This is a genomic window from Aquipseudomonas alcaligenes NBRC 14159 (genome assembly GCF_000467105.1).
In the GTDB taxonomy this organism is placed as follows: Bacteria; Pseudomonadota; Gammaproteobacteria; order Pseudomonadales; family Pseudomonadaceae; genus Aquipseudomonas; species Aquipseudomonas alcaligenes.
Genome location: NZ_BATI01000002.1, coordinates 1 through 18,303, shown reverse-complemented (window position 1 = coordinate 18,303; position 18,303 = coordinate 1). Strand labels below are relative to the sequence as shown.

General features: G+C 67.0%; 27 protein-coding genes. 9 read left to right on the top strand and 18 right to left on the bottom strand.

The features are described from left to right. Window positions 1-14 precede the first annotated feature (14 nt). The 4 genes from PA6_RS00440 to PA6_RS00425 are packed head-to-tail and all read left to right on the top strand — an operon-like array spanning window position 15 to window position 3,516. Complete coding sequence (locus PA6_RS00440; RefSeq protein ID WP_021698878.1) at window positions 15-932, top strand: hypothetical protein; 918 nt, start codon at window positions 15-17, stop codon at window positions 930-932. A 19-nt stretch (window positions 933-951) separates the two neighbouring features. Next, window positions 952-2,109, top strand: a complete 1,158-nt coding sequence (locus tag PA6_RS00435) for a beta-ketoacyl-ACP synthase III (RefSeq protein ID WP_021698877.1) — start codon at window positions 952-954, stop codon at window positions 2,107-2,109. After that, window positions 2,099-2,506, top strand: coding sequence for a hypothetical protein (locus PA6_RS00430; RefSeq protein ID WP_021698876.1), 408 nt, complete (start codon window positions 2,099-2,101; stop codon window positions 2,504-2,506). The genes PA6_RS00435 and PA6_RS00430 overlap by 11 nt, the downstream gene beginning before the upstream one ends. After that, window positions 2,503-3,516, top strand: coding sequence for a BtrH N-terminal domain-containing protein (locus PA6_RS00425; protein WP_021698875.1), 1,014 nt, complete (start codon window positions 2,503-2,505; stop codon window positions 3,514-3,516). Before PA6_RS00430 ends, PA6_RS00425 begins: the two co-directional genes overlap by 4 nt. Before the next feature lie 95 nt (window positions 3,517-3,611). Here the strand turns inward: PA6_RS00425 and PA6_RS00420 are convergent, their stop codons facing one another. The 7 genes from PA6_RS00420 to PA6_RS00390 are packed head-to-tail and all read right to left on the bottom strand — an operon-like array spanning window position 3,612 to window position 8,514. Next, a complete protein-coding gene (locus PA6_RS00420) occupies window positions 3,612-4,097 on the bottom strand; it encodes a hypothetical protein (protein WP_021698874.1) in 486 nt (161 codons plus the stop codon). A gap of 43 nt (window positions 4,098-4,140) precedes the next feature. Then, window positions 4,141-4,698, bottom strand: coding sequence for a hypothetical protein (locus tag PA6_RS00415; protein ID WP_021698873.1), 558 nt, complete (start codon window positions 4,696-4,698; stop codon window positions 4,141-4,143). Continuing rightward, window positions 4,695-5,804 (bottom strand): beta-ketoacyl synthase N-terminal-like domain-containing protein, encoded by a 1,110-nt coding sequence (locus PA6_RS00410; protein ID WP_021698872.1) that lies wholly within the window; start codon window positions 5,802-5,804, stop codon window positions 4,695-4,697. The genes PA6_RS00415 and PA6_RS00410 overlap by 4 nt, the downstream gene beginning before the upstream one ends. Then, on the bottom strand, window positions 5,801-6,064 hold the full coding sequence (locus PA6_RS00405) for an acyl carrier protein (RefSeq protein WP_021698871.1): 264 nt from the start codon (window positions 6,062-6,064) through the stop codon (window positions 5,801-5,803). Before PA6_RS00405 ends, PA6_RS00410 begins: the two co-directional genes overlap by 4 nt. Further along, complete coding sequence (locus PA6_RS00400; RefSeq protein WP_021698870.1) at window positions 6,049-7,233, bottom strand: ABC transporter permease; 1,185 nt, start codon at window positions 7,231-7,233, stop codon at window positions 6,049-6,051. Before PA6_RS00400 ends, PA6_RS00405 begins: the two co-directional genes overlap by 16 nt. Next, window positions 7,230-8,114 (bottom strand): ABC transporter ATP-binding protein, encoded by an 885-nt coding sequence (locus tag PA6_RS00395; RefSeq protein WP_021698869.1) that lies wholly within the window; start codon window positions 8,112-8,114, stop codon window positions 7,230-7,232. The genes PA6_RS00400 and PA6_RS00395 overlap by 4 nt, the downstream gene beginning before the upstream one ends. Further along, window positions 8,107-8,514 (bottom strand): hotdog family protein, encoded by a 408-nt coding sequence (locus PA6_RS00390; protein ID WP_021698868.1) that lies wholly within the window; start codon window positions 8,512-8,514, stop codon window positions 8,107-8,109. The genes PA6_RS00395 and PA6_RS00390 overlap by 8 nt, the downstream gene beginning before the upstream one ends. A gap of 81 nt (window positions 8,515-8,595) precedes the next feature. On the opposite strand from PA6_RS00390, the gene PA6_RS00385 reads away from it, so the two are divergent. After that, window positions 8,596-9,150 carry a methyltransferase family protein gene (locus tag PA6_RS00385; protein ID WP_021698867.1) on the top strand — a complete coding sequence of 185 codons (555 nt, stop codon included), beginning with the start codon at window positions 8,596-8,598 and terminating at the stop codon, window positions 9,148-9,150. A gap of 66 nt (window positions 9,151-9,216) precedes the next feature. Here PA6_RS00385 and PA6_RS00380 read toward each other — a convergent pair whose 3' ends face one another. After that, a complete protein-coding gene (locus PA6_RS00380) occupies window positions 9,217-9,648 on the bottom strand; it encodes a hypothetical protein (RefSeq protein ID WP_021698866.1) in 432 nt (143 codons plus the stop codon). 92 nt (window positions 9,649-9,740) lie between these two features. Between PA6_RS00380 and pip the strand changes: the two genes are divergently transcribed. Together pip and dtd are read left to right on the top strand one after the other, a co-directional pair. After that, on the top strand, window positions 9,741-10,712 hold the full coding sequence (gene pip / locus PA6_RS00375) for a prolyl aminopeptidase (RefSeq protein ID WP_021698865.1): 972 nt from the start codon (window positions 9,741-9,743) through the stop codon (window positions 10,710-10,712). Beyond that, window positions 10,709-11,146 carry a D-aminoacyl-tRNA deacylase gene (gene dtd, locus PA6_RS00370; protein WP_021698864.1) on the top strand — a complete coding sequence of 146 codons (438 nt, stop codon included), beginning with the start codon at window positions 10,709-10,711 and terminating at the stop codon, window positions 11,144-11,146. Before pip ends, dtd begins: the two co-directional genes overlap by 4 nt. A gap of 12 nt (window positions 11,147-11,158) precedes the next feature. Here dtd and PA6_RS00365 read toward each other — a convergent pair whose 3' ends face one another. The 10 genes from PA6_RS00365 to ubiE form a co-directional block, all read right to left on the bottom strand. Continuing rightward, window positions 11,159-11,581 carry a UPF0158 family protein gene (locus tag PA6_RS00365; protein ID WP_021698863.1) on the bottom strand — a complete coding sequence of 141 codons (423 nt, stop codon included), beginning with the start codon at window positions 11,579-11,581 and terminating at the stop codon, window positions 11,159-11,161. A 65-nt stretch (window positions 11,582-11,646) separates the two neighbouring features. After that, complete coding sequence (locus PA6_RS00360; protein WP_021698862.1) at window positions 11,647-12,354, bottom strand: 16S rRNA (uracil(1498)-N(3))-methyltransferase; 708 nt, start codon at window positions 12,352-12,354, stop codon at window positions 11,647-11,649. After that, entirely contained in the window at window positions 12,351-13,130 is a 780-nt protein-coding gene (tatC, locus tag PA6_RS00355; RefSeq protein ID WP_021698861.1) for a twin-arginine translocase subunit TatC, read from the bottom strand. Before tatC ends, PA6_RS00360 begins: the two co-directional genes overlap by 4 nt. After that, complete coding sequence (tatB, locus tag PA6_RS00350) at window positions 13,127-13,474, bottom strand: Sec-independent protein translocase protein TatB (RefSeq protein WP_021698860.1); 348 nt, start codon at window positions 13,472-13,474, stop codon at window positions 13,127-13,129. The genes tatC and tatB overlap by 4 nt, the downstream gene beginning before the upstream one ends. Window positions 13,475-13,483: 9 nt before the next feature. Further along, on the bottom strand, window positions 13,484-13,756 hold the full coding sequence (locus tag PA6_RS00345) for a twin-arginine translocase TatA/TatE family subunit (RefSeq protein WP_021698859.1): 273 nt from the start codon (window positions 13,754-13,756) through the stop codon (window positions 13,484-13,486). A 23-nt stretch (window positions 13,757-13,779) separates the two neighbouring features. Beyond that, window positions 13,780-14,112 carry a phosphoribosyl-ATP diphosphatase gene (locus PA6_RS00340; RefSeq protein ID WP_021698858.1) on the bottom strand — a complete coding sequence of 111 codons (333 nt, stop codon included), beginning with the start codon at window positions 14,110-14,112 and terminating at the stop codon, window positions 13,780-13,782. Next, on the bottom strand, window positions 14,105-14,503 hold the full coding sequence (gene hisI, locus PA6_RS00335) for a phosphoribosyl-AMP cyclohydrolase (RefSeq protein WP_021698857.1): 399 nt from the start codon (window positions 14,501-14,503) through the stop codon (window positions 14,105-14,107). The genes PA6_RS00340 and hisI overlap by 8 nt, the downstream gene beginning before the upstream one ends. 106 nt (window positions 14,504-14,609) lie before the next feature. Then, complete coding sequence (gene ubiB / locus PA6_RS00330; RefSeq protein ID WP_021698856.1) at window positions 14,610-16,199, bottom strand: ubiquinone biosynthesis regulatory protein kinase UbiB; 1,590 nt, start codon at window positions 16,197-16,199, stop codon at window positions 14,610-14,612. Continuing rightward, window positions 16,196-16,810, bottom strand: coding sequence for a ubiquinone biosynthesis accessory factor UbiJ (locus PA6_RS00325; RefSeq protein WP_021698855.1), 615 nt, complete (start codon window positions 16,808-16,810; stop codon window positions 16,196-16,198). The genes ubiB and PA6_RS00325 overlap by 4 nt, the downstream gene beginning before the upstream one ends. Further along, window positions 16,810-17,580 (bottom strand): bifunctional demethylmenaquinone methyltransferase/2-methoxy-6-polyprenyl-1,4-benzoquinol methylase UbiE, encoded by a 771-nt coding sequence (gene ubiE, locus PA6_RS00320; RefSeq protein WP_021698854.1) that lies wholly within the window; start codon window positions 17,578-17,580, stop codon window positions 16,810-16,812. The genes PA6_RS00325 and ubiE overlap by 1 nt, the downstream gene beginning before the upstream one ends. 114 nt (window positions 17,581-17,694) lie before the next feature. Here ubiE and PA6_RS00315 point away from each other — a divergent pair, with 114 nt between their 5' ends. Together PA6_RS00315 and PA6_RS00310 are read left to right on the top strand one after the other, a co-directional pair. Then, window positions 17,695-17,973, top strand: a complete 279-nt coding sequence (locus PA6_RS00315; protein WP_021698853.1) for a polyhydroxyalkanoic acid system family protein — start codon at window positions 17,695-17,697, stop codon at window positions 17,971-17,973. Window positions 17,974-18,070: 97 nt separating this feature from the next. Next, the coding region (locus PA6_RS00310) for a phasin family protein (RefSeq protein WP_021698852.1) at window positions 18,071-18,303 on the top strand (233 nt) is incomplete at its 3' end.

Sequence of the window (18,303 nt, the reverse complement as noted above, 5' to 3'; positions counted from 1 at the left end):
GGATTTGCCAAGGGATGCGTCAGGTTTTAGTGGTTCATTTTTCCCAAACCGGCCAGCTGGACCGTCTGGTCCGGTCGGTATGCGCTCCCCTGGAAAAAGCCTCCGGCGTGCAGGTCGACTACCTGCCGCTGCAGCCGGCCCAGCCGTTTCCCTTTCCCTGGCCGTTCCTCGGCTTCTTCCGCATCTTCCCCGAGACGGTGCTGATGCGTCCGCAGCCGCTGCTGCCGCTGCAGGTGGATGCGGACAAGCGCTACGACCTGATCATCCTCGCCTACCAGGTGTGGTTCCTTTCGCCATCGCTGCCGGTGACCAGCTTCCTCGCCTCGCCGGAAGCGGCCAGGCTGTTCAAGGACACCCCGGTGGTGACCCTGATCGGCTGCCGCAATATGTGGCTGATGGCCCAGGAGAAGGTCAAAGCCAAGCTCACCGAGCTGGGCGCGCGGCTGGTCGACAACATCGCCCTGACCGATGCCTGCGGCACCGCCGCCAGCTTCCTGGCCACGCCGTTGTGGATGTTCACCGGCCGGCAGAAGCCCTATGCCTGGGTGCCGCGCGCCGGCATCGAAGAGCGCGAGATTGCCGCCGCCAGCCGCTTTGGCGAGGCCATGGCGCAGCGCCTGACCCGCGACGCGCTGCCGGTCAGCGAGCCGATGCTCAAGGGCCTGGGCGCCGTGCGCGTCGACGAGAAGCTGATCGGCAGCGAGAAGGTCGGCAACCGCAGCTTCCAGCTGTGGAGCCGTCTGCTCTCCGCCCTCGGCCCGCAGCAGAGTCGTCGCCGCGGTGCCGGCCTGGTGGTCTATATCGTCTTTCTGATCTGCTTGATCATCACCGTGGTGCCGCTTGGCGCCCTGCTCAAGAAACTGCTGGCTCCGCTGTCCAGGGATCGGACTCTGCGTGAAAAGGCCTACTTCGCCGGTCCGTCCGGCGAGTGAAGTGACCCGAGGATTCAACGTGGCCAACCCTGTCTTCATCAATCGCATCAGCGCCTACCTGCCGTTCGACCCGGTCGACAACGAACAGATGGAGGAGCGCCTCGGCCTGGTCGGCGGCCAGCCGTCGCGGGCGCGGCGCCTGGTGCTCAAGCGCAACGGCATCCAGAGCCGCCACTACGTGATCGATCCGCTCAGCGGCGAGCCGGCGATGAACAACGCGCAAATCAGCGCCGCTGCCATCCGTGGCCTTGCGGGCCCCGGCTTCGACCTGGGCGAGCTGGACTGCCTGGTGGCCAGCACCTCCTCGCCGGACCAGACCATGCCCGGCCACGCGGTGATGGTGCATGGCGAGCTGGGCAACCCGCCGAGCGAGGTGGTGACCACCGCCGGCATCTGCCTGTGCGGCGTTACTGCGCTGAAGTACGCCTACCTCAGCGTGGCCAGCGGCGAGAGCCGCAACGCCGTGGCCTGCGGCTCGGAGGTGGCCTCCACGCTGATGCAGGCACGCAACTTCGACGCCGAGTACGAGCGCCGCAGCGAGGAGCTGGAGAGCCATCCGGAGATCGCCTTCGAGAAGGACTTCCTGCGCTGGATGCTCTCCGACGGCGCTGGCGCCGTGTGGCTGCAGGACCGCCCCAATGCCGGCGGGCTGAGCCTGCGCATCGACTGGATCGACATCCTCTCCTTCGCCGACCAGATGCCGCCGTGCATGTACGCCGGCGCCGAGATGGAGGAGGGTGGCCTGACCGGCTGGAGTCGTTTCGACGCCGACGAGCGCAACCGCCGCTCGGTGATGGCGATCAAGCAGGACGTCAAACTGCTCAACGACAACATCGTCCGTGTCACCGTGGTCGAGGCGCTCAGGCGCATCCTGCACAAGCGCGCGCTGCGCGCGGCGGACATCGACCACTTCCTGCCGCACTACTCCTCCGAGTTCTTCCGCGAGCGCCTGGCCGAGGGCCTGGCCGAGGCCGACCTGCCGATCCCCCAAGAGCGCTGGTTCACCAACCTGACCAGCAAGGGCAATACCGGTGCCGCCTCGATCTTCATCATCCTCGAGGAACTGTTCAACGGCGGCCGCCTGCGCCGTGGCGAGCGCCTGCTCTGCTACGTGCCCGAGAGCGGGCGCTTCTCCAGCGCATTCATGCATCTGACGGTGGTCGGCGATGAAGCTTGACGAGGTTCCCCAGGATCACAGCTCCACCTACGGCGGCCACAGCAAGCTGGTCTACGCCGTGGACGCCGAGGGCCACTACCAGCGCGCGCAGAGCGACGGCTGGGACACCGAGGCCTACGCCACCCAGCTGGCCGTGGCCGAACTGGAGGCCCAGGAAGCCGAGGCCGAGGCGGCCTGGCAGCGCGGCGAGCTGTCGCCGCTGAAGTGCCTGATGTACCGCTACCGCCTGGACGAACCGGCGCTGGCGCAGATCACCGGGCTGTTCCAGTGGCGCATCCGCCGGCACTTTCGCCCGGCCATCTACCGGCGCCTGAGCGCATCCATCCTCGCCCGTTACGCCGAAGCCTTCGGCCTGCCGGTGGAACAACTGATCTGCTACCAGAAGGCCCCGGCATGAGCAGCTTCGAACCGCACTTCCAGCACCGCCAGAGCGCCCACTGCGAGAGCGGGGTGATGGCCAGCCTGCTGAGTCACGCCGGCCTGCCGATGAGCGAGCCGATGGCCTTCGGCCTGGCCTCGGGCCTGGCCTTCGCCTATCTGCCGATCGTCAAGCTCAGCGGCATGCCGCTGATTGCCTACCGCATGCCGCCCAAACACCTGATCAAGACCCTGAGCAAGCGCCTCGGCGCGCGCCTCAACAGCCGTACCTTCGGCAACCCCGAGCAGGGCCGCCGCGAGCTGGATGCGTTGCTCGACCAGGGCCGCCTGGCCGGCCTGCAGAGCTCGGTGTTCTGGCTGCCGTACTTCCCGCCGGAGATGCGCTTCCACTTCAACGCGCACAACCTGCTGGCCTACGGCCGCGACGGCGACGAGTACCTGATCAGCGACCCGGTGTTCGAAGAGCCGGTGCGCTGCGCCGCCGCCGACCTGCAGAAGGCGCGTTTCGCCAAGGGCGCGCTGGCGGCCAAGGGCCTGATGTACTGGCTCGACGACGTGCCCCGGGAGCAGGACTGGGGGAAGCTGGTCCGCCAGGCCGTGCTCGGCACCACGCGCATCCTCGACGGCATGCCGCTGCCGTGGATCGGCATCCGTGGCATCCAGCACCTGGCCAAACAGGTCGAACTGCTTGATCCGACGCAGGCCAAGTACAACCGCCTGTACCTGACCCACATCGTGCGCATGCAGGAAGAAATCGGCACCGGCGGCGCCGGCTTCCGCTTCATGTACGCCAGCTTCCTGCAGGAGGCCGGCGAGAAGATCGGCGCGGCCGAGCTGGGCGAGGCCTCTGCACGTCTGACCGCCATCGGCGACGACTGGCGCCAGTTCGCCTCGGCCTGCGTGCGCGCCAGCCGCAGCAAGGGCGAGGCGCCGGATTTCCGCCCCATCGCCGAGATGCTGCGCGGTATCGCCGGCCAGGAGCGGGCGCTGATGAAGGAGCTGGGCGCCTGGAGCAAGCGCAAGGCGTAGGGCGGGTTAGGCCGCAGGCCGTAACCCGCCATGGGGGCCGGACGAAATAACGCTTGGCGGGTTAAGCCGCGATGCGGCTAACCCGCCCTACAGCTCTATTGCGCGTTTTGCTTTAGATATTCGATGGCGTCTACAAAGCGTTCTGCATCGGTCAGAGTGCGCATGCTGACCTTCCTGAGTTCGGCTCCATCATGCGCTCTCACGATCACTACATAGCGGCCCGAGCGTAGACGTCGCTGATGGATGGTGCTTTTCCCAAGCGAGCTGAAGTAAAGCCGCTGTCCTGCATGCTGGGTAACTGTTGTCGTAGTTCCCGATGCAATTGCACCGCTGCCAATTGGGGCAGCAACAGCGGTACCGCTGCTGCTTGAGACTATTCCGTCACCCAGGAGGATGTATTTCGGGTAAACGGCGACCGATTCGACTTTCTGCTTGCCGTAGTCCTCGTGAAATATTCGCTCAAGAAGCTCAATAGCCCCGGCAGGAGAATTGAAGTTTGTTGGGTTAGCGGAGTAGTCCAAGAAGCGATGGCAGCCGAGTAGCAGAGTGCCTAGAAGCATGATCAGTAGAGTTTTCTTCATTGATTGGCTCCTGCCATTGATGCATTTCTGATCGAGATCGGTGCTACAGGGTAAGTTGCTGTACCTCAGTCCCTACTGTCAGAGCGGTGAAGTTCACCGCAGCCGTGGCCTCTGCACCGCGCTCCAGCAGCACTGCCTGCACGCGGAAATCGCCTAGGTCCTCGACCACTACCAGCAGCGCCTGACTGACCAGCCCATCGGCCAGGTCCAGGGCGGCCAGCCGCTGCAGCTGCGGCCACACCCGTGGCCCGGCGCCGACGAATAGGTTCGGCCCTTCCAGCCCCAGCTGCTGGGCGACATGGAAACCGGCGGCATTGCTCACGCTGTTGACGAACTCGAAGGGCTTGGGCTGGCGCTGCTGCACGCACACGGCGTCGAGCAGTGCGCCCATGGTCGGCCGCGCCGGGTGGCGCGAGGCCAGGTACAGGCCGCAGTCGCTGCGCACATGGTCCTTGAACAGGGCGGCGCCGAGCAGGGCCTGGAAGATCAGGCGGTCGATGCGCCGTGGCGGGCTGGCCAGGTACTGGCCGAGTGCGGCCTTCAGCGCCTTGTCGTCGAGCTCGGCGCTGCCGTGGATCTCGCTGGCGGCGATAACCTTCATGGCTGTTCTCCTGCAACGCAGCCCTGCAGTACCAGGCTGGCGTTGTTGCCGCCGAAGCCGAAGAAATTGGCCAGCAGCAGGGCGTCGGGCGCAATGGCCGTCGGCTCGCTGGGCAGCGGCAGTAGCGCCTCGCCGGCATAGTCCAGCGCCGGCAGCGCGCCTTGGCGCAGGGCGGCGAGCAACAGCAGCGTCTCGCTCAGGCCGCAGGCGCCCAGGGTATGGCCGAGCCAGGGCTTGAGCACGGCCAGCGGCGGCAGCGCCTCGGGGTAGAGCAGGCGCATGCCGGCGCTTTCCGCCTGGTCATTGGCGCCGGTGGCGGTGCCGTGCAGCTTGGCCAGACCGATCTGCTCGGCCCCGACTCCGGCGACCTGCAGCGCGCGGCGCATCACCCAGTCGATATGGCTGCCGTCCTCGCGGGTGGTGGTCAGGCTACTGGTGTCGCAGGCGCTGAAGCCGCCGAGCAGCTTCGCCAGTGGCGCCGGGCCGGGCTCGAGGCCGAGCAGGGTGGCGCAGTAGCACTCGCCCAGCACCAGGCCGTCGCGCTCCGGATGGAAGGGCCGGTAGGCGCCGCTGGGGCTGGTCAGGTCGAGGGCGCCGAAGCCCTGCTGGGCGATGGCGCTGGGCGTTTCGAAGGCCAGCACCAGCACCTGTTTGTATCCGCCGCTGGCGAGCAGGCGCGCACCGTACAGCAGGCCATTGGCGGCGCTGGTGCAGGCGGTGTTGAGGGTGAAGGCATCGGCAAAGCCGTGGCGCTGGCGCAGTCGCTCGGCCATCAGGTCCAGCGGCGTGGAATGCTCGAAGCGGAAGCCGCCCTCGTCGGCCACTCGCGTTTCCAGTTCGGTGATATCCAGCGCGGTGCTGGTGACGATCAGCAGGCAGTCGCCAGTCGGCGTATCACCCAAGGTTTCGCCGAGCAGGCGATCCAGGCGCGCGTCCAGCGCCTCGTCAGTGGCGACGGCGAAGTAGGGGCGCGGCTGCTGCAGTTCGTGCAGCTGGAAGGGCGTCGGCTGCGGCCGGCGGTCGGCCAGCAGGTTGCTCGCCGCGTCGCTCAGGTCTGCGCCCAGGGTGCTGTGCAGGGCGCCGCGCTGCAGGTAGACGGGGATCATTGCTGGCTGCGGATAAAGGCGGCGATATCGGCGATGCTGGCGAGGATCTTGCGGCCATCCTTGGCGCCCTCGATGCGCACGCCGTAGTGCTGCTGCAGTGCCAGCGACACCTGCAGGGCGTCCAGGCTGTCCATCTGCACGCGGCTCTTGGCGCCGAACAGCGGCTCATCGTCGGCGATGCTCTGCCAGTCGATGTCGTCTTCCTTGTCGCACTCGCGAATCAGCAGTTGCTTGAGTTGTTGTTCTAGTGGTTGGTCCATTGCGTTTGCTGTACTCGTCGGCGGAACAGAAGCCCGCCACCACCGCCCAGCAGGGCGGCCATCAGCAGCAGGCGGAAACAGTAGGGGGCAATGTCGGCGGCGGAGCCCTCGCCCACCAGCAGGGTGAGGAAGGCGTCCAGTGCCCAGCTCATTGGCGAGACCTCCGCCAGCTGGCCCATGGCCGCCGGCATCACGCTCTTCGGCACCATGATGCCGCCCAGGGCGGCGAGGATGATATTGATCCCGCCGCCGAGCAACAACGCCTGCTCGGCACTGCGCGCCAGGGCCGCCAGCAGCAGGCCGAGGCCGCAGGTGGCGAGGCTCAGGCTGATCGCCAGCAGCATATAGCCGGTCGGGCTGCCGGGCAGCGCCAGGCCCTGCAGGCCGAGCAGTGGCAGGCCGTGCACGCCGATGGTCAGCAGCAGGGCGAACTGCACCAGGTTGATGGCGAAGTAGGGCAGCAGCTTGCTCAGGGCCAGGGTGCCCAGGTTGAGGTCGAGAGCGCGGAAGCGCAGCAACGCGCCGCTCTGCTGCTCGCGCTGGAAGCCGCCGGCCATCGGCAGGGCGACGAAGAACATGCCGAAGATCAGCCAGGCCGGCACGCTCAACTGGCTGGCGTTGGCCCGCCCGCTGAGGTCGCCGCTGGCCAGCAGCTCCTGTTCCTCGACCTTGCTCTGGGTGCGTTGCTGCACCAGGGCCAGGCGCTCGGCCAGCGGCAGGCTGGCGTCCAGCTCGCCGCTGTCCTCCAGGTAGGCGAGCAGGCGGGTCTGCGCCAGGGCGATGCGCATGGCGCCGCGCAGGTGCTGGCGTGACAGCTTGTCCAGTTGCGGCGGGAAGCTCAGGGCCAGGCCCTGCTGCTCATCGTCCAGCAGGGTTTCGCTGAAGTCGGCAGGCAGGCTGATCCTGGCGCTGCGGGCGTCGCCCTGCGCCAGCAACTCGCTGCCTGGCAACTGGGCGGCCAGGGCGGCGCGGAACACCTGTTCGTAGGCGCCATTCGGCGAGGCCTGCAGCACCAGGTGCAGGGTCGGCGGCTTGTCCTGCAGGTAGTTGGACATGGCGCCGGCCATCAGCACCAGGAACAGGGTCGGCATGATGAACAGCACGGCCAGCGCATGCGGGTCGCGCAGCATCAGCAGGAATTCCTTGCGCACCAGCGCCCGCAGCCTCATAGGCGGCCTCCGTTGAGGCGCAGGTAGAGCTGCTCCAGCGAAGGCCGGCCGAAGCGCAGCAGGTGCGGCAGCTCGGGGCGTTCGGCGAGAAAACGGGTGATCTCCAGCAGCTGCGGACCGTCCAGGCTGGCGATGCGCAGGCCGCCCGGCAGCGCCTCGGCGTTCAGGTGCAGCTTGCCCAGCAGCTCTCGCAGGCCGGCGGGCTCCTCACTCTGCCATTCCAGTAACAGGCCGTGGTCGTCGCCGAGCAGCTGGCGGCTGTCCAGGTCCAGGCGCACATGGCCCTGGTGCAGCAGCAGGATGCGCTGTGCCACGCGCTCGACTTCGTCGAGGTAGTGGCTGGTGTAGATCACCGCGTGGCCCTCGGCGGTCAGCTGCTCCACGGCGCCGAGCAGGCGCTGGCGGCTGCTGGCATCGACGCCGACCGTGGCCTCGTCGAACAGGTACAGGCGCGCCGGTTGCAGCAGGCCGATGGCGAAATTCAGGCGGCGCTGCTCACCCCCGGACAGACGCCCGGCACGGCGCTGCAGCTTGCTCTCCAGGCTGGTGCTGGCGATGCACAGCTCCAGGCGGCGGGCGCGCTCGGCGCCGCGCAGGCGGTAGAGATCGGCGAACAGTTCGAGGTTCTCGCGCACCTTCAGCTCGGCGTAGAAGGCCAGCTGCTGCGGCACCAGGCCGAGGCTGCGCTCGCCGTCCCAGCGAATCTCGCCCTGCTGCAGCGGCAGCACGCCGGCCAGCAGCGAGAGCAGGGTGGTCTTGCCGGCGCCGTTGCTGCCGAGCAGGCCCAGGCACTGGCCGGCCTGCAGCTGCAGGTCGATGCCCTGCAGGGCCGGGGTTTCGGCGCCGGGATAGCGGTGGGTGATATTGGTTAGCTCAAGCACGGACCAACACCAGCAGGAGCTTGCCGTCCAGCAACAGGCGCTGCTCGGCGTGGATGCTGAAGGCGTAGAGGGCGCCGGCCGGGCTTAGCGCCTCCTGGGTGGCGCTGACGTGCAGCGCGCCCTCGCGGCGCTGTGGTTCATGGTGCAGCTGCAGCTGCGACAGCTTGCCCACCAGGGCCATGTCGATGGCGTTATCCTCGCCATATAGGGCACCATGCGCGGCGCACAGCTGGGCGGCCGCCTCGAACAGCAGACAGGGCGAGGCGTCGTGGCCGAGGGCCTGCAGATGGTGCCAGGCGGACAGGCCTTCGATGCGCTCGGCATCGTGGCCGAGCAGGGCGTCCAGCCACAGGGCTTGGCCCTGGTGCGGCAGCAGGCTGTGCAGTTGGGTGCGGTCCATTGCAGGCAGTCGTTATTGTCTTGCCGGCAGTGTACCAGCAGGGCGCCCGAGGTCGATGAGTACAACGCAAGGAGTGACGGGATGCTGTGGATACAGGCGACGGCCTTCGCGCTGGGTTCGTTGGCGCTGCTGGGGATTTCCTGGCGGGCTTTGAAGAACACCCGTTCCCACGGTTTCTATCGCTTCTTCGCCTGGGAAGCGATGCTCGGCCTGCTGGTGCTCAATGCGCCGGTCTGGTTCGAAGACCGCTACGCCCTGCACCAGAAGATCTCCTGGCTGCTGCTGTTCACCTCGCTGGGCGTGCTGCTGCTTGGCATCTACCAGCTGCGTCGCGACGGCAAGCCCGGCGAGCAGCGGCAGGACGACGAGCTCTATGCCTTCGAGCGCACTTCGCAGCTGGTCACCGGCGGCATCTACCGCTTCATCCGTCACCCGCTGTTCTGCTCGTTGCTGCTGCTGACCTGGGGTATCGCCTGCAAGGACCTGCACCTCGGCACCCTGGTGCTGGCGCTGCTGGCCAGCGCGCTGCTGTACCTGGCGGCGCGGCGCGATGAGGCTGAGTGCCTGGCCTACTTTGGCGAGGATTACCGTGCGTATATGGGGCGCAGCCGGATGTTTATTCCCTGGCTGTTCTAACAGCCGTAGGGCGGGTGAAACCCGCGTTGGCCCTATATGGAGGCGCGGGTTTCACCCACCCTGCGGCTACTCCCAGTTCAGCCGCGCCAGTCTCCATTCGCCATCTTCCAGCCACCATTCCAGCCTGACGCTGTAGTGGCGGGCGCTGTCCGGGATCAGGCCCTCGGCGCCGGTCAGGGCCACTTCGGCGCGGGTATGGCCCTTGTTGCTGTAGGTTGGATCGATCTCGCTGCGGGTGCCGATGGCCATCACCCGTACCTGCTTGTGGCGCAGGAACATCAGGGCCATGGTGCGCTGTGCCCAGGTGCGGTCGTACTGTTGCTGGGCGCTGAACTGCGGATGCAGCTGCTCGAGCACCGCGCTGTTGTCCTTGGCTTCGATGTTGTCCTGCAGCTGCTGCACGGCGGCTTCCAGGGCAGCTTGCGGATCGCTGGGAGTGCAGCCGCTGAGCAGGGCGCAGGCCAGCAGAAAAGCGGGGATTAATCGCGCTGGAGTCATGTTCAAGGTCCTTTTCATGGTTATGATGCCCGGCACGGCTGGCCGTCGGCAGACGGCCTCAGGGACCTTACGCACAGACTCGGGAGTGCGCCATGCTGACTTTGTATCCGGAGATCAAACCCTACGCCCGCCACGAGCTGGCGGTGGAGGAACCGCACGTTCTGTATGTGGACGAGAGCGGCTCTCCGGACGGCCTGCCGGTGGTGTTCATCCACGGCGGCCCCGGCGCCGGCTGCGATGCCGCCAGCCGCCGCTACTTCGACCCCAACCTGTACCGCATCGTCACCTTCGACCAGCGTGGCTGTGGCCGCTCCACCCCGCACGCCAGCCTGGAGAACAACACTACCCAGGCCCTGGTGGCCGACCTGGAGCGCATTCGCGAACACCTGGGGATAGACAAGTGGCTGCTGTTCGGCGGCTCCTGGGGTTCGACCCTGGCGCTGGCCTACGCCCAGGCCCATCCCGAGCGCGTGCATGGCCTGATCCTGCGCGGCATCTTCCTGTGCCGCCCGCAGGAAATCAGCTGGTTCTATCAGGAAGGCGCCAGCCGACTGTTCCCCGACTACTGGGAAGACTACCTGGCACCCATCCCGGCCGAGGAGCGCGGCGACCTGGTTCAGGCCTTCTACAAGCGCCTGACCGGTCCGGACCAGATCGCCCAGATGCACGCGGCCAAGGCCTGGTCGACTTGGGAGGGGCGTACCGCCACGCTGCGCCCCAACTCGCAGGTGGTCGACCGTTTCAGCGAGCCGCACCGCGCCCTGTCGATCGCCCGCATCGAGTGCCACTACTTCGTCAACAACGCTTTCCTGGCTGACGACCAATTGCTGCGCGACATGCCGAAGATTGCCCACCTGCCGGGTGTGATCGTGCATGGCCGCTACGACGTAATCTGCCCGCTGGACAACGCCTGGGCGCTGCACCAGGCCTGGCCCAACAGCGAGCTGCAGATTATCCGCGACGCCGGTCACGCCGCCGCCGAGCCGGGCATCACCGACGCCCTGGTACGTGCCGCCGACCAGATGGCGCGGCGCCTGCTCGACCTGCCGCCGGAAGAGGCATGAAGCTGCTGATCCAGCGGGTGCGCGCCGCCCGCGTCGAGGTCGCGGGCGAGGTGGTCGGCGCCATCGACCAGGGCCTGCTGGCGCTGGTTGGCATCGAGCCGCAGGATGATGCGCAGACGCTGGCCAAGGGTCTGCAGCGCCTGCTCGCCTACCGTGTTTTCAGCGATGCAGCTGGCAAGATGAATCTGTCACTGCAGGACGTGAACGGCGGCCTGCTGCTGGTCTCGCAGTTCACCCTCGCCGCCGATACCCGAAGCGGCCTGCGCCCGAGCTTCTCCACCGCGGCGCCACCGGCGCAGGGCCTGGCCCTGTTCGAGCGTCTGGTCGAGCTGGCCCGCGAGCAGCACCCGCAGGTGGCCACCGGACGTTTCGGTGCCGACATGCAGGTACACCTGATCAATGATGGACCGGTGACCTTTCTCCTGGAAATCTGAGCCGCTCCCTGCTCAGTGCCGCGACTGGGCAGGCTGCAGCTCGTTCTGTTCCAGCCAGTCCTGCGCCAGTTCGCGCAGGCGCTCGGCCTCGAAGGTCTGCCAGGCCTGTAGCAATGCCGGGTAGTGCATCAGGACGTGATTGAAGGTGCGCACCGGGCGCCGGCTCTCCAGTGCCTGCTGCAGTTCGCCATAGGCGTGCGGGTGGATCACCTCGGCGAGGAATTCGCGCATCAGCGCTAGGTTGTCCTCGGCCTGCAGTGGCTCGACCAGCAGGAAGCGCTCCGGCTCCTCGCGCAACAGGGCTTCCAGTTCGGGATCGGCATCTTCCTCGGGAATCAGCAGCAGCTTGCCGCTGAACAGGTCCAGGTAGTGATCCAGGCCTTCGGTGTTGAGGGCGCAGGCCAGTTCGTCCAGGTCGATGGTCAGCGGGCGCATGGCGGGCTCCGGAAGCGCGGGCGATGCGCCAGCCTAAGCCCGCGCGTGTTGCACGACAACGACGTTCAGAACAGCCGGGCCAGTAATGCCGGTACGGCCGTCTCCACGCGCAGGATGCGCTCGCCCAGCTGCACCGGCGCCAGGCCGGCCTCTTGCAGCTTGTCCACCTCGTAGGGAATCCAGCCGCCTTCCGGGCCGATGGCCAGGGTAACCGGCTCGCTCACGGCGCGCGGGCAGGCGGGGTAGTCGCCCGGGTGGCCGACCAGGCCCAGGGTGCCGGCACTGATGGCGGGCAGGCGATCCTCGACGAAGGGCTTGAAGCGCTTCTCGATGCTCACCTCGGGCAGCACGGTGTCGCGGGCCTGTTCCAGGCCGAGCAGCAGCTGCTCGCGGATGGCCTCGGGTTCGAGGAAGGGGGTCTGCCAGAAGCTCTTTTCCACCCGGTAGCTGTTGAGCAGCACCAGGCGCGGCACGCCCATGGCGGCCACGGTCTGCAGCACGCGCTTGAGCATCTTCGGTCTGGGCAGGGCCAGCAGCAGGGTCAGGGGCAGCTTGGCCGGCGGCGGTTGGTCCAGTTCGACGCGCAGTTCGGCGTGCTGCTCATCCAGGGCCAGCAGGGTGCCGCGTCCCATCAGGCCGCCGAGGCGGCCGACACGCAGGGAGTCGCCACTCTCGGCGCCATGCACCTCATGCAGGTGCTTGAGCCTGCGGCCGCTGAGCACGGCGCGATCCGCCGCGACGAAGTCGGCGTCTTCCAGCAGCAGCAGATTCATGACAGCGGTGCGGGGGGCTGGTCGTCGGGTTGCTCGTCGTCCGCCTCAGGCTCGCCGCGCTTGCGCACCAGGCCGCCGAACAGCAGACCGACCTCGAACAGCATCCACATCGGCACCGCCAGCAGGGTCTGCGAGAAGATATCGGGCGGGGTGAGGATCATGCCGACCACGAAGCAGCCGACTATCACGTAGGGGCGGCTCTTCTTCAGCGTCTCGATATCGACGATGCCGACCCACAGCACCAGGAAGGTCGCCACTGGGATCTCGAAGGCCACGCCGAAGGCGAAGAACAGGGTGAGGACGAAGTCCAGGTATTCGTTGATGTCCGTCATCATCGCCACCCCTTCCGGGGTCACGCTGGCGAAGAAGTGGAAGATCAGCGGGAACACCAGGAAGTAGGCGAAGGCCATGCCGCCGTAGAACAGGAAGATGCTGGAGACCAGCAGCGGCAGGGCGATGCGCTTCTCGTGCTTGTACAGCCCTGGGGCTATGAAGCCCCACACCTGGTACAGGATGATCGGCACGGCGAGGAACAGCGAGCACCAGGCCGTCAGCTTGAACGGGGTGAGGAAAGGCGATGCGACGCCGGTGGCGATCATCGTCGCGCCTTCCGGCAGGTAGGCCCGCAGCGGCGCCGAGACAAAGGTGTAGATGTCCTGGGCGAAGTAGAACAGGCAGGCGAACACGATGAAGATCGCGATCACGCAGCGCAGCAGGCGCGTGCGCAGCTCGGTCAGGTGCGCCACCAGGGGCATTTCGGCGTTCGGTTCGGTCATGGCTGGCGGTGCGGTTCCGGGGTGGCCGGGGGCGGAGTGGTCGGGCCGGCTTCGGGCGCAGGCGGCGGCGCTGCCGGGGTGTCGGCAGGCGGCGTGGCCGCCGGCTGGATCGACTGCTGCAACTCGCGCTCCATCTGCAGGATCTGCTCGTTATGCAGCTGGCGGCGGATTTCGTCGGCGCCCATCTCACGCTCGACCTCGGCCTTGATCGCGCTGAAGCTGCGTTTCAGGCGGCCTATCCACAGACCGGCCGTGCGTGCCGCGCCGGGCAGGCGCTCGGGGCCGAACACGACCAGCGCCACCAGTCCGACCAGCAGCAGCTCGGAGAAGCCGATATCGAACATGGCCTGGGGTCAGTCCTTGCGTGCCGGTTCTTCGACCCGCTGGGCCTGGGCGTCGATGGTCTGCGGCTTGTGCGGCACGTCTGCACTGGCGGTGGCTGCCGGCTGCACCGGTGCCTGCGGCTGCGCTTCGGCCGGTTTGTCCTCGTCGCTGTTCATCGCCTTGCGGAAGCCCTTGATGGTTTCGCCCAGGTCGGAACCGAGGTTCTTCAGGCGCTTGGTGCCGAACACCAGCACTACCACGATGAGGATGACCAGCCAGTGTTTCCAGTCGAAAATGCCCATGCAAACAGTCCTCGAAAATGAACTCAGGAAGTGGAGCGCGCCGCTTTCTCGTCGTGCCCGGAAAGTCCGAAACGGCGGTCCAGCTCGTCCAGCACGGCCTGCGGATGCTGGCCGAGGGCGGCGAGCATGACCAGGCTGTGGAACCAGAGGTCCGCGGTTTCGTAGATCAGGTCGCTGCAATCGCCGTTGATGGCTGCGTCCTTGGCCGCAAGAATGGTTTCGACCGACTCTTCGCCGACCTTCTCCAGAATCTTGTTCAGGCCCTTGTGGTACAGGCTGGCCACGTAGGAGCTGTCCGGCGCCGCGCCTTTGCGCGCCTCCAGCACCTCGGCCAGGCGGGTGAGGGTGTCACTCATGCTTGTGTCCCTGGTAGATGGCGTGCGGGTCTTTCAGTACCGGATCGACGGTGTGCCACGCGCCATTTTCCCAGACCCGGTAAAAGCAACTTTCGCGCCCGGTGTGGCAGGCGATGCCGCCGAGTTGCTCGACCAGCAGGATGATCACGTCGGCGTCGCAGTCCAGGCGCAGCTCATGGAGCTTCTGCACATGACCGGACTCCTCGCCCTTGCGCCACAGCTTGCCACGCGAACGTGACCAGTAGATGGCACGCTGCTCGGCCGCGGTGAGGGCCAGGGCCTCACGGTTCATCCAGGCCATCATCAGCACGCGCCCGGTCTTGTGGTCCTGGGCGATAGCCGGCACCAGGCCATCCTCGTTCCAGTGAATTTCGTCGAGCCAGTCGGTCATGTCTCAATCCGCCCGTTGCCGGGCACTGTCATGGCGCAGGTGCTACGCCGTTGCTGCACCGCGAAGGTGCCGAAAGTCCAAGTGTGCCAGCCGGGGGCGTGACTGGCTATCGGCGCAGGATCAGCGCCAGCCCGGCGCCCAGGCTGAGCCAGGCGGCCCATGCCGCCGGTGCCAGCACCAGGCCCTGGCTGACCCCGCCGGCGACCAGCGCCGCGCCGAGCAGGCGCAGCGGCCAGGCAGAGCCCTGCGCCGCCTCGACGGGCGCCGCGGGACGCGGCAGGTTGAGGCGCTCCAGGGTGTCGCGGGCCATCTGCGACAGATGCGGCACCTGCTCGGCCTGCTGCTGCAGGTTGCGCAGCAGGTGCAGCGGGCTGATGCGTTCGCGCATCCAGCGCTCGAGGAAGGGCTGGGCGGTGCTCCACAGGTCCAGGTCCGGATAGAGCTGGCGACCCAGGCCTTCGATATTGAGCAGGGTCTTCTGCAGCAGCACCAGCTGCGGCTGCACTTCCATGTTGAAGCGCCGCGCGGTCTGGAACAGGCGCAGCAGCAGCTGGCCGAAGGAGATGTCCTTCAGCGGCTTCTCGAAGATCGGTTCGCACACGGTGCGGATGGCTGCCTCGAATTCGTTGACCTTGGTTTCCGCCGGCACCCAGCCGGAGTCGATGTGCAGCTGCGCCACCTTGCGGTAGTCGCGCTTGAAGAAGGCGATCAGGTTACGCGCCAGGTAATCCTGGTCCTCGGGGGTGAGGCTGCCGACGATGCCGCAGTCGATGGCGATGTACTGCGGGCTCCAGGGCGTGCGGGTGGCGACGAAGATGTTGCCGGGGTGCATGTCGGCGTGGAAGAAGCTGTCGCGGAACACCTGGGTGAAGAAGATCTCCACGCCGCGCTCGGCCAGCAGTTTCATGTTGGTGCGCTGGTCCGCCAGGGTCTCCAGGTCGGTCACCGGCACGCCGTAGATGCGTTCCATCACCAGTACCTTGGGCCGGCACAAGTCCCAGTACACCTGCGGCACGTAAAGCAGCGGCGAGTCGGCGAAGTTGCGCCGCAGCTGGCTGGCGTTGGCCGCCTCGCGCATCAGGTCGAGCTCGTCGAAGATGGTCTTCTCGTAGTCCGACACCACTTCCACCGGGCGCAGGCGGCGCGCGTCGGCCGAGGCCTTCTCGGCGATGCGCGCGGCGAGGAACAGCCAGGCCAGGTCGGAGCGGATGATCGGTCGCAGGTTGGGGCGGATCACCTTGACCACCACGTCCTCGCCGCTCTTTAGCTGCGCGGCATGTACCTGGGCGATGGAGGCCGAGGCCAGCGGCTGCACGTCGAAGCGGGCGAAAATATCGCCGACCTTGGCGCCCAGCTGCTCCTCGATGCGCGCCACGGCATGCTCGGGGTCGAACGGCGGTACCTGGTCCTGCAGGCGCGCCAGCTCGTCGGCGACGTCCGGCGGCAACAGGTCACGGCGGGTGGACAGCAGCTGGCCGAACTTGATGAAGATCGGGCCGAGGTCTTCCAGGGCCAGGCGCAGCGCCTCGCCGCGGCTCAACTCCAGTTTCCCCCTCGGCAGCCAGCGCCACGGCAGGGCGAAGCGCAGGGCGCGCATCCAGGTGGGCAGTGGCAGGGTCAGCAGCAGGTCGTCCAGGCGGTAGCGGATGACCACGCGCAGGATGCGCAGCAGGCGGCGGGTGGCGAGCAGGCTCATGAGTTCTTGTGCAGATTCCGGGCGAGGCGGTCGATGCGCGCGTCGAGGCGATCGAGGGCCAGCTTGAGGTCGTCCAGTTCATCGAAGCGGGCCTGGGCTTCGCGCTCGCCGACCAGGCTGCGCGACTCCTCGGCCAGGTAGTCGGCCAGGGTCTGGCGCAGACTGTCGAGGCTCTCGCCGGCCCAGTTCACGCGGCTGCGCAGGTGGCCGGCGAGCAGCTGGCTGCCGACCGGGCCGAGCCAGCGCGACAGTTCGTATTCCCAGTCCAGCTCCAGGTCCTGGAGGATGCCGGCCAGTTCCAGCAGCACGGCGCTGTCGCCGCTCAGGCTGACTTCCGGGCGGTGCAGGACGGCGGTCTTGTCCTTGGCCAGGGCCAGCTTGAGCAGGCTGCTGGCGGGCGCGCTGAGCACGCAGTCGGCACCTTCCCAGTGGCTGGCCAGTTGCAGGCCCTCGGCACCGGGGAGGATGAACAGCTTGAGCACGGGGCTCTGGCAGTCGACCTCGATCAGCTTGCCTTCCAGCCGGGCCAGGCGCGGCAGCGCGGTGCTGTCCATTTGCAGCACGCGGTTGAGGCCAAGCTCAACGCCCGCCAGCAGCGCCTGGGTCAGCATCAGGGCTTGATGCCGCGGTGCAGGGCGACGATGCCGCCGGTCATGTTGTGGTAGGTGACGCGCTCGAAGCCGGCCTCGACCATCATCGCCTTGAGCGTTTCCTGGTCCGGGTGCATGCGGATCGACTCGGCCAGGTAGCGGTAGCTGTCGGCGTCGTTGGTGATCAGCTTGCCGGCCAGCGGCATGAAGCTGAACGAGTAGGTGTCATAGGCCTTGGCCAGCAGCGGGTTGCCCGGTTTGGAGAACTCCAGCACCAGCAGGCGGCCGCCCGGCTTGAGCACGCGCAGCATGGAGCGCAGGGCGTTCTCCTTGCGCGTCACGTTGCGCAGGCCGAAGGCGATGGTGACCACATCGAAGTGGTTGTCCGGGAAGGGCAGCGCCTCTGCATCGGCCTGGACGAACTGCACGTTGCCGGCCACACCCTTGTCCAGCAGGCGGTCGCGACCGACCTTGAGCATGGAGTCGTTGATGTCGGCGAGCACCACTTCGCCGCTCGGGCCGACCAGGCTGGAGAACTTGCGGGTGAGGTCACCAGTGCCGCCGGCGATGTCCAGCACGCGGTTGCCTGGACGCACGCCGGACAGCTCGATGGTGAAGCGCTTCCACAGGCGGTGCAGGCCGCCGGAGAGCACGTCGTTCATCAGGTCGTACTTGGCCGCCACCGAGTGGAAGACTTCGGCGACCTTGTCCGCCTTCTGGCTTTCCGGGACATCCTGGAAGCCGAAGTGGGTGGTCTTTTCCTGCTCTGGGGCCTTGCGCGGGTCGTTCATGTCGCGTCACCTGAATCGAAGTGGCGGCCATTCTAAACCCCCTGCCGGCCTTTGTCTTGGCGCCGGGTGGAGCTGTTATAGTCGCGTGACACCAGGTCGCAGCAGGAGTCGCGCATGTCCCGTATCACCGTCGAACGTTCCCATTCCCTCGGCCTCGCCGTCGCCCGCGAGAAGGCCGAGGCGCTGGCCCAGCGCCTGGCCAGCGAGTACGACGTGAAGTACCGCTGGAGCGGCGACACCCTGGAGTTCAAGCGCAGCGGTGCGGACGGCACCATTGCCGTCGGTGACGACAGCGTGCGGGTCGAGCTCAAGCTGGGCCTGCTGCTCTCCGCGCTGGGCGGCACGATCAAGCGCGAGATCGAGCAGACGCTGGACAAGCACCTGCAGGCCTGAATCGCCCCTAGTATGTGATTTCTAATTTTTCCCTCTACCTTGCGTTCAAGTCCTGGCAAAGGACCACCAGTCCATCACTTTGAACGCGAGGTGCATCATGGCCACTAAAGTTGCCGCCAAGAAGAAAGTCGCAGTCGAGAAAGTCGAAGACAAACTCACCGTTCTGACCGACGTCAAAGCCTATGCCCGCAAGGTCTGGCTGGCCGGTCTGGGCGCCTACGCCAAGGCCGGTGCCGAAGGCGCCGAGTACTTCAAGGAGCTGGTCAAGGCCGGCGAAGGCGTGGAGAAGCAGGGCAAGAAGCTGGTGAGCGAGCAGGTCGATGCCGCCAA

Bases quoted from the DNA above. Each gene is read 5' to 3' on its own strand.
- PA6_RS00385 (WP_021698867.1), top strand. From the start codon at position 8,596: ATGCTGTGGATACAGGCGACGGCCTTCGCGCTGGGTTCGTTGGCGCTG.
- PA6_RS00315 (WP_021698853.1), top strand. From the start codon at position 17,695: ATGTCCCGTATCACCGTCGAACGTTCCCATTCCCTCGGCCTCGCCGTC.
- hisI (WP_021698857.1), bottom strand. From the start codon at position 14,503: ATGACCGACTGGCTCGACGAAATTCACTGGAACGAGGATGGCCTGGTG.
- pip (WP_021698865.1), top strand. From the start codon at position 9,741: ATGCTGACTTTGTATCCGGAGATCAAACCCTACGCCCGCCACGAGCTG.
- PA6_RS00415 (WP_021698873.1), bottom strand. From the start codon at position 4,698: ATGAAGGTTATCGCCGCCAGCGAGATCCACGGCAGCGCCGAGCTCGAC.
- ubiE (WP_021698854.1), bottom strand. From the start codon at position 17,580: ATGAACGACCCGCGCAAGGCCCCAGAGCAGGAAAAGACCACCCACTTC.
- dtd (WP_021698864.1), top strand. From the start codon at position 10,709: ATGAAGCTGCTGATCCAGCGGGTGCGCGCCGCCCGCGTCGAGGTCGCG.
- PA6_RS00360 (WP_021698862.1), bottom strand. From the start codon at position 12,354: ATGAATCTGCTGCTGCTGGAAGACGCCGACTTCGTCGCGGCGGATCGC.
- PA6_RS00390 (WP_021698868.1), bottom strand. From the start codon at position 8,514: ATGGACCGCACCCAACTGCACAGCCTGCTGCCGCACCAGGGCCAAGCC.
- PA6_RS00425 (WP_021698875.1), top strand. From the start codon at position 2,503: ATGAGCAGCTTCGAACCGCACTTCCAGCACCGCCAGAGCGCCCACTGC.
- PA6_RS00430 (WP_021698876.1), top strand. From the start codon at position 2,099: ATGAAGCTTGACGAGGTTCCCCAGGATCACAGCTCCACCTACGGCGGC.
- PA6_RS00325 (WP_021698855.1), bottom strand. From the start codon at position 16,810: ATGCTGACCCAGGCGCTGCTGGCGGGCGTTGAGCTTGGCCTCAACCGC.
- PA6_RS00365 (WP_021698863.1), bottom strand. From the start codon at position 11,581: ATGCGCCCGCTGACCATCGACCTGGACGAACTGGCCTGCGCCCTCAAC.
- PA6_RS00420 (WP_021698874.1), bottom strand. From the start codon at position 4,097: ATGAAGAAAACTCTACTGATCATGCTTCTAGGCACTCTGCTACTCGGC.
- PA6_RS00405 (WP_021698871.1), bottom strand. From the start codon at position 6,064: ATGGACCAACCACTAGAACAACAACTCAAGCAACTGCTGATTCGCGAG.
- tatB (WP_021698860.1), bottom strand. From the start codon at position 13,474: ATGTTCGATATCGGCTTCTCCGAGCTGCTGCTGGTCGGACTGGTGGCG.
- PA6_RS00440 (WP_021698878.1), top strand. From the start codon at position 15: ATGCGTCAGGTTTTAGTGGTTCATTTTTCCCAAACCGGCCAGCTGGAC.
- PA6_RS00345 (WP_021698859.1), bottom strand. From the start codon at position 13,756: ATGGGCATTTTCGACTGGAAACACTGGCTGGTCATCCTCATCGTGGTA.
- PA6_RS00410 (WP_021698872.1), bottom strand. From the start codon at position 5,804: ATGATCCCCGTCTACCTGCAGCGCGGCGCCCTGCACAGCACCCTGGGC.
- PA6_RS00400 (WP_021698870.1), bottom strand. From the start codon at position 7,233: ATGAGGCTGCGGGCGCTGGTGCGCAAGGAATTCCTGCTGATGCTGCGC.
- ubiB (WP_021698856.1), bottom strand. From the start codon at position 16,199: ATGAGCCTGCTCGCCACCCGCCGCCTGCTGCGCATCCTGCGCGTGGTC.
- PA6_RS00380 (WP_021698866.1), bottom strand. From the start codon at position 9,648: ATGACTCCAGCGCGATTAATCCCCGCTTTTCTGCTGGCCTGCGCCCTG.
- tatC (WP_021698861.1), bottom strand. From the start codon at position 13,130: ATGACCGAACCGAACGCCGAAATGCCCCTGGTGGCGCACCTGACCGAG.
- PA6_RS00340 (WP_021698858.1), bottom strand. From the start codon at position 14,112: ATGAGTGACACCCTCACCCGCCTGGCCGAGGTGCTGGAGGCGCGCAAA.